Here is a 13,178-nt window from a genome sequence, read left to right as displayed (position 1 = left end):
GTAATCCATCATGCGCCTCCACATATTATTCATCGCTGCAATTTTTTCCGCAGGTGTCAGTAATGCTGCTGACAGCAGTGAGCAGAATGCAATCAGGGGCGCTGATTTAAACAATAATGGCATTCGCGATGACATTGACGCCTACATTGCGAAACAATCGTACTCAACCGCACAACTGGCAGCAGTCACCCGCCACGCCCGGTGGATACAGTCGGCCGTTATTTTCACACCCGGCAGTCGTGAAGATGCTCGCATCATTGCTCTTGAGGATGGAAAAGCGATTGATTGTATTTATGAAAAATTTCAATCTCCGGATTCCCCGGACAATGCGGCGGCAGTCGCCATCAAAATTGAGTCACTTACTGTAAATACGCCAGCGCGTAAAAAGTCTTATCAGAAATTCAACGAGCTAATCAGCGGTATGGCATTTCAACTACAACAAGGAAATACTTGCGAATGAAAATTTTAGTTATTGGCGGCGGCGGTCGCGAACATGCCTTGGCCTGGAAAGTCGCACAGAACAAAGCGGTTAGCCGTGTTTTTGTCGCTCCCGGCAATGCAGGCACCGCGCTTGACCCGGACATGATGAATGTACCTGTTTCATCAGTACCTGACCTGGTGAAGTTCGTACAGGATGATAGTGACATCTATCTCACCATCGTAGGCCCTGAAGCCCCGCTGTCGCAAGGCGTTGTTGACGCATTCCGCGCTGCCGGCCTGAAAATATTCGGTCCGACAAAAGCCGCAGCGCAATTGGAATCTTCAAAGGATTTTGCCAAAGCTTTCATGGTAAGGCACAACATCCCTACCGCTGCCTACGCCACATTTACCGATGCGCAACTTGCACACGACTACGTGAAACAGCAAGGCGCGCCTATCGTGATTAAAGCCGATGGTTTGGCCGCCGGCAAAGGCGTCGTGGTCGCAATGAATGATGGCGAAGCCCACGCCGCGATCGATGCCATGCTGGCAGACAATAAACTGGGCGCCGCTGGCGCGCGTGTAGTGATTGAAGAATTCCTGCAGGGTGAAGAAGCCAGCTTTATTGTCATGGTCGATGGCAAAAACATATTACCGCTCGCCACCAGCCAGGATCACAAGCGCCTTTTAGACAGTGACCTGGGCCCCAACACCGGCGGCATGGGCGCCTATTCCCCTGCGCCGGTAGTCACGCCTGAGATTCATGCCCGGGTCATGCGCGAGATCATCACGCCAACGGTTGAAGGCATGGCAAAAGATGGTATCCCCTATACCGGCTTTTTATACGCGGGCCTGATGATTTCACCAGACGGCAGTGTTAAAACCCTGGAGTTCAATTGCCGTATGGGTGACCCGGAAACGCAGCCTATCATGCTGCGCCTGAAGAGTGACCTTGTCGTCCTGGCCGACCATGCGATCAACGGCACGTTAGATAAAGTTGAAGCTGAGTGGGATAGACGCACCGCATTAGGCGTGGTGATGGCTTCAGCCAACTATCCGGACACGCCAAGACTGGGAGATGAGATTACCGGCCTGCCTAAAGATCTAATTGATGCTCACGTTTTTCATGCAGGCACAACCATGAAAGACGGCAAAGTTGTGACCAGCGGCGGCCGCGTATTGTGCGTGACCGCTTTGGGCGAAACCGTAAAATTCGCACAGCAGCAGGCCTATAAAATTCTCAATGAAATCAAGTTCGACGGCGAGCAGTACAGGACTGATATCGGCTACAGGGCGATCAAAGGCTAGTTTCAGGATTGAATGATGAATACCCATGATGTTTTTAACTACCTGCAGAACCTGCAAGCCAGGATCGTAGAAGCCGTCGAACTGGTCGATGGTAAAAACTTCCTGCAGGATAGCTGGCAGCGCCCTGAAGGTGGCGGCGGTAATTCCTGCATGCTTGAAGAGGGCAACGTATTCGAACGTGCAGGCATCGGCTTTTCCCATGTGCTGGGCACAAAGTTGCCGCCTGCAGCCAGCGTGGCTCATCCTGAGGCCGCAGGCCGCCCCTGGGAAGCCATGGGCGTATCGCTCGTGTTCCACCCGCGCAACCCGTATGTCCCTACCGTGCATATGAACGTGCGCTTCTTTATTGCAAAAGCGCAGAACGCTTCAGAACAGGATATCTGGTGGTTTGGCGGCGGCATGGACCTGACGCCTTACTATGGCTTTGAAGAGGATGCTGAGCATTTTCACCGCACCATCAAAACCGCCATCGATGCATTTGGCGCGGGCTATTACCCTGAATTCAAGAAAGAATGTGACGAATATTTCTTCCTGAAGCACCGTCAGGAGCCACGCGGTATCGGCGGCATCTTCTATGATGATTTCAATGAACTTGGCTTCGACAAAACCTTTGCCTTCCACCGTGCCGTAGGCGATGCCTTCTTACAGGCTTACCTGCCGATCGTGCAGCGCCGCAAGGATACGCCATACGGCGAACGTGAACGCGACTTTCAGGCATATCGCCGTGGGCGCTATGTTGAATTCAACCTGATTTATGACCGCGGCACTATTTTTGGCCTGCAATCCAATGGCCGTACCGAATCCATTCTGCTTTCCATGCCGCCTGTCGTGAAATGGCGCTATGACTGGAAACCGGAAGCCGGCAGCCCGGAAGCCAGACTCTATACCGACTTCCTGATCGAAAAAGACTGGTTAGCGCTGAACGCCTAGAAAACCCACTGGAACACTCTACATCATGAAAATCTCGGACCAAGCCCGTACAGCCGCGCAAGACCTGCTGGATTTTATTGATGTCAGTCCCAGCCCATGGCATGCAGTCAATACCGTTGAAAAGCAGCTCACCACGGCTGGGTTCACGGCGCTGAATGAAGCGCATGCGTGGCAATTGGAAGCTGGCAGAAGTTATTTCGTTACGCGCGGCGGTGCCTCGATCATCGCCTTCACCCTCGGCAAACAGGCGCTCACTGATACCGGCTTCCGCATCGTCGGCGCTCATACGGATTCTCCCGGCCTGCGCCTGAAACCGCATGCGGCATTCAGCGGTGACGGCCTGTTACGCATCGGCGTTGAGGTCTACGGCGGCCCGATCCTGGCGACGTTTACCGACCGCGACCTAAGCATTGCCGGGCGTGTGACGGTGCGCACACCTGCCGGCCATGAGACCAGGCTGCTCAAGTTTGATAACGCCTTGATGCGCCTGCCTAACCTCGCCATCCACATGAACCGCGAGGTGAACGATAAAGGCCTGGTGCTCAACAAGCAGACCGGATTACCGCTGCTTTTTGCAGAAAGCGAAGATGGGGTTGCTGCCGACCGACAATTCCTGGCTTTTATCGCTGCATCACTCGGCGTCGATGCAGCAGAGATATTCACTTTCGAGTTAAATGTATTCGACACCCAGAAAGGCACATTCTGGGGTGCCAACCAGGAGTTTATCGCCGATAGCCAGCTCGATAACCTAGCCTCATGCCATGCAGCGGTCACGGCGCTTTTGGCTGCCAAAAACCCGGATTCAACCAGTGTCTGCGCCCTGTTCGACCATGAAGAAGTCGGCAGTGAAAGTGCAACCGGCGCCAGCGGAAGCTTTTTGGCTGACACCATCAACCGCATTACCGCAAATACAGGGCTGGGTGCAGAAGACAGGCTGCGCGCCCTGGCGCAGAGCTTCTTTATCAGCGCCGATATGGCGCATGCCTACCACCCCAACCACGCTGGCGCTTATGAACCCTGCCACCACGTACAGGTGAACCAAGGCCCGGTGATCAAAACCAATGCCAACCAGCGCTATTCGACCAATGCAGATACCGCAGCACGCTTCATCACACTCTGCGCAAGTGCCGGCGTACCTTATCAGCAATACGCACACCGCACCGACCTGGGCTGCGGCAGCACGATCGGACCCATCGTGGCATCCAGCCTGGGCGTGCCTAGCGTCGACGTAGGTTCACCGATGTGGGCCATGCATAGCATACGCGAAAGTGCGGGGGTGCTTGACCATGGATACATGATCGCGATACTAGGCGCTTTGTTCAACAGCTAGTGACCGCAGGCTGCCGCTAAGTATTGATTGACCAGGCTCCTCTTAATGTTTACGATTGCAGGTTAGCGATTGTTAACATCTTGTAACATTTACCTCATTACTGGTATTTTAAGTTAAGAAGAACCTATAAGGGACACATCCATGCTCAAGCAGCTTATGCGCACCAAATCAATCGTCGCCCACTCGGACAGCGGGCTGAAAAAATGCCTATCCGCATTTGATCTGGCATTGCTGGGCATTGGCTGCGCAATCGGTACCGGTATTTTTGTGCTTACCGGCATTGCTGCGGCAACACAATCTGGCCCAGCTGTCGTACTGTCTTTTATAATCGCAGGTGCCGCTTCAGGGTTTGCTGCACTGGCCTATGCGGAATTGGCGGCCTCTGTAGGTGGTTCAGGCAGTGCCTATGGTTACAGCTATGTTGCTTTCGGCGAGTTTATTGCCTGGGTAATGGGCTGGATTCTGCTTTTAGAGTACGGAGTTGGTGCCGCCGCAGTTGCCAACGGCTGGTCAGGTTACTTTATCAACACGCTCAGCAATTTTGGCATACATTTGCCGGAGAGCCTTACCAAAGCCCCTGTAATGGGCGGCCTCATCAACCTTCCAGCCTTTCTTATTATCTGGATACTGACAATTCTGCTCAGCATCGGTGTTAAAGAAAGCGCACGTTTCAACAATATCATTGTGATCGTTAAGCTATCCACGATCGCCATTTTCATTGCATTAGCGTCTATGCACCTGAATACGGACAACTGGCAGCCATTCATGCCTTATGGTTGGTTTAGCACCCTGGAAAATGGTAAAAATATCGGCGTGCTTGCTGGTGCATCTTTAGTATTTTTTGCCTATTTCGGTTTCGATGCAGTTTCCACTGCAGCAGATGAGGCAAAAAACCCTCAACGCGACTTGCCTATCGGGCTGATTGCCTCTCTCACCTTTTGTACGATCATTTATATCATTGTGTCTGGCCTGCTGACAGGAATCGTCCCTTATACCGAACTTAACGTGTCATCGCCAGTCGCCTATGCGCTGACTAAAATAGGTCACACCTGGTCATCTACGCTAGTTGCAACTGGCGTACTTGCAGGCCTGATCACCGTGCTGCTGGTATTGCTCTATGGCCTGACCCGGATTCTGTTCGCGATGAGTCGCGACGGGCTGATCTCGCCGGTTTTCTCAAAAGTCAATCCGGAGCGGAAAACACCTACACGCATCATCCTGATGTGTGGATTTATCGTTTCCCTAGTTGCAGGTTTCATTCCGCTAGGGGAATTGGCAGAGACTGTGAACATCGGAACTTTAGCAAGCTTTGTCATGGTGTGCGTCGGTGTGATCGTGCTGCGTATTCGCCAGCCAGAACTGCATCGTCCATTTAAAAACCCGTGGAACCCATTGATTCCAGTCTTGGGCATTATTTCATGCGGCGCATTGATGGCGTTCCTGCCGGCAAGTACCTGGCATAGATTCATCTTATGGATAATCGTGGGCATTGTATTTTATTTTATTTACTCAATGCATCACAGCAAGCTGAATCTGCTGCATAAAAAAACAAAATAACAAGTTATTACAGCCAATAGCCAATAAAAAAGCCAGCTTAATCGCTGGCTTTTTAGAATCCGGAATTTAAAATCCGAGACTGAATTACATAGACAGAACCCAGGCTACAATCGTTTTGATGTCAGCATCTTTAACCTGTGGGCTGTTAGCTGGCATAGGCATAGGGCCCCAAACACCGCTACCGCCTTTTTTAACTTTCTCGACCAGTTTTGCTTCAGCGGTTTTATCGCCTTTGTATTTAGCAGCAACATCTTTGTATGATGGGCCTAACACTTTTTTATCGACACTGTGGCAGGCCAGACAGCCGCTCTTCTGTGCCAGGGCCTGAGCTGCCGCAGCATCCACCGCGTTAGCCTGTGCTGCAACAAACATAGAACCAGCAGCAGCGATTGTTAATAATAAAGCTTTCATGCTATCTCCTTAAATTAACGCTTAATAATAATTATTTAATTTACAACGTTTTAATAATACCCATTATTAAAATTTTAACAAGTGAGCTAAATCAAATAACTACGACTAAATTCGATAAAATTGATCAAGCAAACCTGATAAATCCGAAACCTCTCGTCAGCACTCAACGCCGGGCTACCAGCAGACGTTGACACGCAATGCAGATTTTTTTAATACCCGAAAAACGCCGTCGATACCAGAAACGAGGCCAGCAGGAATCAGAGCGTCTCTACGCGATATTCAACCGACATGGTGTGCGTTCTGCCTGGGCTGATCACCACCGAGTTTTCCAGCGCATTCGCCGTTTCCACACAGATCATCTCACGCCACTCATCCGGTTTGCCCATGTCAACCATCTGGCCTGCCTTTTCTTCCCACGGGTTCCAGATCACCGTTGACTGACTGCCGGATTTTGAAATGCGGATCTGGCGATTCAGGCCTGCATCATGAATCATGCAATCGACATTGGTGTTGAGATAAACGCGGTCGAACTCACCGCTGAACTGTACATCGCTGCTCTCTACGCGACGCTCGTAATTAAACACCTTGTCTGCATAAAGCGTATCTTCCAGGCCTTTAATCTGGATTGTCGCCACATCACTCACCTGAAAATAAGTATGCAGCGCCTCGCCCACCATGAACGGGTGGTCTGCTTTATTGGTGGTTGCAAGATCAAGCCTTAAAGTCTCACCTACCGTAATAGTAACGGTGAGCAGATGCGGGTAGGAAAGCTGCCGTTTCGATTCAGCCGGTTCCAGCATTTGCAGTTCTATACGGGTTGCACCATTATTCAGCGTTTCAGCATCGACCACCTGCCACGGCATCACGCGGGCAAAACCATGCGGGCAAAGTGTGCTGTCTGTCGGATGTGCGCCGAACCATGGCCAGCAGATCGGGATGCCACCGCGGATGGAACGACCAGGCACATAGCGCGCATTGCTTGATAGCCACAATACCGGATGCGGCTGCGACTTTGGCTGCCACGCCGTGACATGGGCGCCTTGTAATGCAATTTTTGCGGTGGCTAATGCATTATCGATTTCGATATAATCCAGGCCGCTTTCGTCACGAATAAATCGGACATGATAGTTTTCCGCCTCGGCGACCGGATTAATTTTTTCTACTGCACTCGTTGGTGTCATTTAGCTTTACTCTGAACTTACGGGCACTTCCATAAATGTATTTATAAAAGCCCCCTTGCTTTAAAATTAAATTGGCCGCCTGATGGCGGCCAATGATGACGGCTATGTTTACTTCTCGATTTGCGATACATCGCGGACTGCGCCACGTGCAGCACTGGTGCTCATTGCCGCATAAGCACGCAGGGCTGGGGAAACCGCACGCTCACGATTCACCGGTTTCCATGCATCCTTACCTTTATTTTCCATTTTAGTGCGGCGGTGTGACAACTCCTCATCCGTCACGACCAGATGAATGGTACGGTTAGGAATATCGATTTCAATCGTGTCATTTTCCTGTACCAGTCCAATAGCGCCGCCTTCCGCCGCTTCCGGTGAAGCATGACCGATACTCAGGCCTGAGGTACCGCCAGAAAAACGGCCATCTGTCAGCAGCGCACATGCCTTACCCAGCCCTTTGGATTTCAAATAGGAAGTCGGATACAGCATTTCCTGCATACCTGGGCCGCCGCGTGGACCTTCGTAACGAATCACCACTACGTCACCCGCTACGATTTTATCCGCCAGAATCGCTTCAACCGCAGCATCCTGGCTTTCAAAAATACGTGCGCGGCCGGTGAATTTCAAAATGCTGTCATCCACACCGGCAGTCTTGACGATACAGCCATCAAGCGCGATATTGCCATACAGCACGGCCAGGCCGCCATCCTGTGAATAAGCGTGTTCTTTATCACGGATACAGCCTTCCGCACGGTCATCATCCAGTGTCGGGTATAGCATGCTCTGGCTGAACGCAATCGTAGTCGCAACGCCGCCAGGTGCCGCACGATAGAATTTTTTCACATCTTCATTATCGGTAACTTTGATGTCCCACTGATCCAGCGCATCACCCATTGTTGCAGTATGCACGGTTGGCGTATCGCGATGAATCACACCTGCACGGTCCAGTTCGCCCAGAATCGCCATCACGCCACCGGCACGGTGCACGTCTTCCATATGGTATTTGGCGGTCGCCGGTGCCACCTTGCTTACACACGGCACTTTGCGTGAAATCTGGTCGATATCGCTCATCGTGAAGTCAACACCTGCCTCATGCGCGGCAGCCAGCAGATGCAGCACTGTGTTGGTTGAACCGCCCATTGCAACATCCAGGCTCATGGCATTCTCAAATGCTTTCAGGTTGGCAATGCTGCGCGGCAGCACGCTGTAGTCATCCTGCTCATAGTGACGCTTTGCCAGTTCAACGATCAAACGGCCAGCCTTCAGGAACAGCTCTTTACGTGCTGCATGCGTTGCCAGGGTAGAACCGTTACCCGGCAGGCTAAGGCCGAGCGCCTCGGTCAGGCAGTTCATGGAGTTGGCAGTGAACATGCCTGAACATGAGCCGCAGGTTGGGCAGGCCGAGCGCTCAATCGCCTCAGATTCGGCATCACTCACTTTATCATCCGCCGCGGCAACCATCGCATCGACCAGGTCCAGTTTATGGGTATTGCCGCCCCAGCTCACCTTGCCGGCCTCCATCGGGCCGCCGGATACGAACACCACCGGTATATTCAGGCGCAATGCTGCCATCAGCATGCCCGGCGTGATTTTGTCACAGTTCGAGATACAGACCAGCGCATCCGCACAGTGCGCATTCACCATGTACTCGACGCTGTCAGCAATCAGGTCACGGCTAGGCAGGCTGTACAGCATGCCGCCATGGCCCATGGCAATACCGTCATCCACCGCAATGGTGTTGAACTCTTTTGCCACGCCGCCCGCTTTTTCAATCTCGCGCGCAACCAGCTGCCCCATGTCCTTCAGATGCACGTGACCAGGTACGAATTGCGTGAATGAGTTGGCAACCGCAATGATAGGTTTGTTGAAGTCGCCATCTTTCATGCCGGTAGCACGCCATAGTGCGCGTGCACCCGCCATATTGCGACCGTGAGTAGTAGTGCGTGAACGATAGACTGGCATGATAAAAATCCGTAATTATCTGAAGATTCAATAAATATGTAATTTTAGACTAGCTGACGCCAACTAGCCAAAGAAATATGATGAAAGATCGCTTATTTCAGACAATTCATCACCAATACTAGTGATGAATCCAGGATGGCTATACCGTAGAATGGCTGCGAATTAGTAATCCGCCCTGATTCGCTATGTTTAGTTAGAGAGATATAGCGAATCAGGAAAGCGACCTGATAGCATTACCTTGCCGCATCCAGGCCAGGCTCAGTCTTACCAACACCCGCAAAGGAACTTATGTCCCTCAGTCATGGCCGGCGACAGCACCCGACACCAGATCACCTGGTACCGGTTCGCTCGCCTGTTCACGGCAGCGGCACATGAAAAACCTATGTCTTCCTGGGTATCCTGCTATTCATATGCTTTTACCTGATGATTCCCGCCTGGCTTAACCGGGAGCTGTGCGTTCTTCAACACAATGCGATTCGCCCGATTGCAGCGCCATTATTGATGAGGCGTATCGATTGGGTTCAGTGGCTGGGGATAGCGCTTGCTTCAGTATGCACACTGCTGGCGATCCATAATTACATTGCCACACACCCGATCAGGAACAATACCCACTGTATCAGCCGCCTGCTGGCCAGGCTCATGCACTAGCGGCATTTGCCGGAAAACCCGGCATCATTTTCAAGCCACCAAAGCTATCTGATGTAATTATCCAGTGACTAAATTAGCCTTTATGTAAATTTTAGGTAAAATTACCGCCTGTTCACAAGAAGCTGACCCTCATGTTCGTTCACCCACAATTCGATCCCGTTGCCATCCATCTCGGCTCTTTTGGTATCCACTGGTATGGCCTGATGTATCTGGTCGGGTTCTTATCGTTCCTGGCGCTGGGCAAATGGCAGATCAGCCATCGCAGCTGGCATCGATGGACTGTGCCGATGCTCGATGACGCCCTGTTTTTTGGTGCGCTTGGCGTCATTATCGGCGGCCGTCTTGGTTATATACTGTTCTATCAGTTCGATTACTTTTCCCAGCATCCGGCGGAAATCTTTGCCGTATGGCAAGGCGGCATGAGCTTTCACGGCGGGTTCCTTGGCGTACTGGCTGCGATGTGGATTTTCAGCAGGAAATACCACATAGGATGGCTCAAGATCATGGATTTTGTCGCGCCCCTGGTACCCATCGGCCTAGGGGCAGGCCGTATGGGCAACTTTATCAACGGCGAATTATGGGGCAGAGTCACCAACGCTGATTTCGGCATGGTATTTCCGCGCGTAGATAATCTGCTGCGGCATCCGTCACAACTTTACGAATTTGCGCTTGAAGGCGTAGTGCTGTTCCTGATTCTCTGGATCTATTCATCAAAACCACGCGCGACCGGTTCTGTCTCCGCATTATTCCTGATCGGCTATGGCAGCTTCAGGTTTCTGGCTGAATACACCCGCGAGCCTGACGACTATTTAGGTCTATTGTCTATGGGATTGAGCATGGGCCAGTGGTTAAGTTTACCGATGGTGATCATCGGGATTGCGATGTTTATTGTCAGCCAGAAAATAAATTCGCGATAACCGAATTCAGCCCTAAACTTGTTGATGCCACAACTGGCCTGCTCGCCGCAGAGTCAGCACCGGATTAGCAGCGCATCATCTGGCGCGCTGTCTCCCCAGGCCGACTTTACGCCGCGGAAGATTCTGCGTCATTCAAAACGCAGGCTTTAACAGCAGCGCTTCACACCTTTCCACTTGTTGTCCTGCCACAGCTCGAAGAACTCTTTGCGCGATAGCGGAGGCGGTGCATCTACCGTGGCCTGATGAAACTCGGCGTGATGTTTCAGGTACTGCTCATATGCATCGTCACCCGCCAGCCGGCGGATGATATGCCACAAATGTTTGATCTTTTTCAACATTACACGGTATTCCTATTCATTTGGGCGCCTCTCTGTAAATACAGCGGCGGGAATGCAAAGCGCACAAAAATGCATGGATAAAAGCCACTATTAATCCCTGACCCAATCTTCAACCATCCTGCTCGGCTCATGCGGCACTTCAGATAACTTCGGCACACGCTTGCCAGCCAGGTATCGAACGCATAAGCGCAGCATATCGACAATGACCACCCACAGCACCACCACAAAAAACAAGGTCAGATACGCGTCAAGGTGCTGGTTAAATATCAGCTGTGGCGCTACTGCGGCTTTTTCCGGGGGCAATGCACCGCTGTAGAGCTTTGCCGCCATGTCATCTGCAGCAGCAAGGAAACCTACACGGACATCGGCACTGAACACCTTCTGGTAAGCGGCCGTTGTAGTCACGATCACCAGCCACAGCAATGGCACCCCAGTTACCCAGGCATACCTCAGTTTGCCGGATTTAACCAGGATTCCCGTTGCTACACATAAGGCAATCGCAGCCAGCATTTGGTTCGCAATACCGAACAATGGCCATAAAATATTGACGCCGCCATTAGGATCGATCACACCGATATATAAAAAGTAGCCCCAACCTGCCACCACCACGCTGCTGGTAAAAACTACGGATGGCATGTAAGAGGTCTCGCCGAGTTTTTTATTGAAATTACCCAGCATATCCTGCAGCATGAAGCGCCCGACGCGGGTACCGGCATCCAGTGTCGTCAATATGAAAATCGCCTCGAACATGATCGCAAAGTGATACCACAGTGCAAGCAGGTGCCTGCCGAATGCACTGCCGAATATACTGGCCATACCGACCGCCAGGCTGGGTGCGCCACCGGTTCTTGCGAACAGGGTGGTCTCACCCATGTCTGCGGCCAGTTGCTGCATCTGCTCTACAGTGACAGCAAATCCCCAGCTGTTGATTTTAGCAATCGCATCGACCGCCTCTTTGCCAACCACGCCTGCCGGGCTGTTAATTGCGAAAAATATGCCTGGCTCCAGCACGGTTGCCGCAATCATCGCCATGATCGCGACAAAGCTTTCCAGCAGCATGCCGCCGTAGCCTATCATGCGGATATCACGTTCATTCATAAGCAGCTTTGGCGTGGTTCCTGATGCGATCAGCGCATGAAAACCGGAAATCGCGCCGCAGGCAATGGTAATAAATACGAACGGGAACAGCTTGCCGCCAAAAATCGGCCCGGTACCATCGATAAACTGCGTAACCGCAGGCATATGGATCTCCGGACGCAGGATGACAATCGCAATCGCCAGCAACAGGATCGTACCCAGCTTCATGAACGTAGACAGATAATCACGCGGCGCCAGCAGCAGCCAGACTGGCAGCACTGCCGCGGCAAAGCCATAGGCAATGATCGCATACGCCAACGGCAGGCCGTCATGGTCAAACCATGCGCGCAAGGTTTCATGATTGCTGATCCAGCCACCGCCCCATACTGAAAGCAGAAGCAGCACCACGCCTATCATGGAAGCTTCCAGCACGCGTCCCGGCCGGATATTGCGCATATAAATCCCGACGATCATCGCAATCGGGATTGTCGCAGCCACCGTAGACGTTGCCCATGGGCTGTGTTTCATCGCATTCACTACCACCAGCCCCAGTACCGCAATCAGGATGATCATGATCAGGAAGGTGCCAATCAGCGCAGCCGTACCCCCTACCGCGCCAATCTCATCACGCGCCATCTGCCCCAGGCTGCGCCCGTTACGGCGCGTTGAGAAAAACAGGGTCACCATATCCTGCACGGCGCCGCCCAGTACTGCACCAATCAATATCCACAGTGTGCCGGGCAAGTAACCGAATTGCGCAGCCAGTGTCGGGCCGATTAACGGACCAGGCCCGGCAATCGCCGCAAAGTGATGCCCGAACACGATCCATTTGTTGGTTGGAACAAAATCACGCCCGTTATCCAGGCGTTCTGCAGGCGTAGCCCTGGTTTCATCTATCACCAGAACCCTGGCGGCAATCCATGCCGAATAAAAGCGATAACCGATGGCATAGATACACACTGCTGCCGTGATGATCCATAAGGCATTGATGCTCTCGCCACGGTTAAGTGCGATGCCCGCTACAGCAAATGCACCCAGCAAGGCCACAGCCAGCCACATAATTGTTTTGAGGTTTTTATTCATAATGATTCAGTTAAGGTAA

At 52.1% G+C, this 13,178-nt stretch carries 12 protein-coding genes; 7 read left to right on the top strand and 5 right to left on the bottom strand.

Annotated elements, in window-relative coordinates; translation table 11 throughout:
• The first annotated feature begins 10 nt into the window (after positions 1 to 10).
• The 5 genes from GQ51_RS10320 (at position 11) to GQ51_RS10300 (ending at position 5,545) form a co-directional block, all read left to right on the top strand.
• Complete coding sequence (locus tag GQ51_RS10320; RefSeq protein ID WP_047552624.1) at positions 11 to 460, top strand: hypothetical protein; 450 nt, start codon at positions 11 to 13, stop codon at positions 458 to 460.
• Positions 457 to 1,728 (top strand): phosphoribosylamine--glycine ligase, encoded by a 1,272-nt coding sequence (gene purD, locus GQ51_RS10315; RefSeq protein WP_047552621.1) that lies wholly within the window; start codon positions 457 to 459, stop codon positions 1,726 to 1,728. Before GQ51_RS10320 ends, purD begins: the two co-directional genes overlap by 4 nt.
• Positions 1,729 to 1,743: 15 nt before the next feature.
• On the top strand, positions 1,744 to 2,658 hold the full coding sequence (gene hemF / locus GQ51_RS10310; RefSeq protein WP_047552618.1) for an oxygen-dependent coproporphyrinogen oxidase: 915 nt from the start codon (positions 1,744 to 1,746) through the stop codon (positions 2,656 to 2,658).
• A 25-nt stretch (positions 2,659 to 2,683) separates the two neighbouring features.
• Positions 2,684 to 3,988, top strand: a complete 1,305-nt coding sequence (locus GQ51_RS10305; RefSeq protein WP_047552615.1) for a M18 family aminopeptidase — start codon at positions 2,684 to 2,686, stop codon at positions 3,986 to 3,988.
• 141 nt (positions 3,989 to 4,129) lie between these two features.
• Positions 4,130 to 5,545 carry an amino acid permease gene (locus GQ51_RS10300; RefSeq protein WP_047552612.1) on the top strand — a complete coding sequence of 472 codons (1,416 nt, stop codon included), beginning with the start codon at positions 4,130 to 4,132 and terminating at the stop codon, positions 5,543 to 5,545.
• Positions 5,546 to 5,629: 84 nt separating this feature from the next.
• On the opposite strand, the gene GQ51_RS10295 is transcribed toward GQ51_RS10300, so the two are convergent.
• From GQ51_RS10295 to ilvD, 3 genes are all read right to left on the bottom strand, one after another.
• Positions 5,630 to 5,956 carry a c-type cytochrome gene (locus tag GQ51_RS10295; protein WP_047552611.1) on the bottom strand — a complete coding sequence of 109 codons (327 nt, stop codon included), beginning with the start codon at positions 5,954 to 5,956 and terminating at the stop codon, positions 5,630 to 5,632.
• Positions 5,957 to 6,213: 257 nt separating this feature from the next.
• Positions 6,214 to 7,137, bottom strand: a complete 924-nt coding sequence (locus GQ51_RS10290; RefSeq protein WP_047552608.1) for a D-hexose-6-phosphate mutarotase — start codon at positions 7,135 to 7,137, stop codon at positions 6,214 to 6,216.
• Between the two features lie 108 nt (positions 7,138 to 7,245).
• A complete protein-coding gene (gene ilvD, locus GQ51_RS10285; protein ID WP_047552605.1) occupies positions 7,246 to 9,096 on the bottom strand; it encodes a dihydroxy-acid dehydratase in 1,851 nt (616 codons plus the stop codon).
• Positions 9,097 to 9,519: 423 nt separating this feature from the next.
• Between ilvD and GQ51_RS10280 the strand changes: the two genes are divergently transcribed.
• Both GQ51_RS10280 and lgt read left to right on the top strand, forming a co-directional pair.
• Positions 9,520 to 9,744, top strand: a complete 225-nt coding sequence (locus tag GQ51_RS10280) for a hypothetical protein (RefSeq protein WP_047552602.1) — start codon at positions 9,520 to 9,522, stop codon at positions 9,742 to 9,744.
• A gap of 131 nt (positions 9,745 to 9,875) precedes the next feature.
• On the top strand, positions 9,876 to 10,661 hold the full coding sequence (gene lgt / locus GQ51_RS10275; protein ID WP_047552599.1) for a prolipoprotein diacylglyceryl transferase: 786 nt from the start codon (positions 9,876 to 9,878) through the stop codon (positions 10,659 to 10,661).
• Between the two features lie 146 nt (positions 10,662 to 10,807).
• Here lgt and GQ51_RS10270 read toward each other — a convergent pair whose 3' ends face one another.
• Positions 10,808 to 10,999 carry a CstA-like transporter-associated (seleno)protein gene (locus tag GQ51_RS10270; RefSeq protein WP_047552597.1) on the bottom strand — a complete coding sequence of 64 codons (192 nt, stop codon included), beginning with the start codon at positions 10,997 to 10,999 and terminating at the stop codon, positions 10,808 to 10,810.
• Between the two features lie 90 nt (positions 11,000 to 11,089).
• Positions 11,090 to 13,159, bottom strand: coding sequence for a carbon starvation CstA family protein (locus GQ51_RS10265; RefSeq protein WP_047552594.1), 2,070 nt, complete (start codon positions 13,157 to 13,159; stop codon positions 11,090 to 11,092).
• Positions 13,160 to 13,178 lie beyond the last annotated feature (19 nt).

The sequence above is a fragment of the Methylotenera sp. G11 genome, assembly GCF_000799735.1.
Lineage (GTDB): Bacteria > Pseudomonadota > Gammaproteobacteria > Burkholderiales > Methylophilaceae > Methylotenera.
The sequence above is the reverse complement of the archived record's forward strand: the minus strand, read 5'-3'. Positions and strand labels throughout refer to the sequence as shown.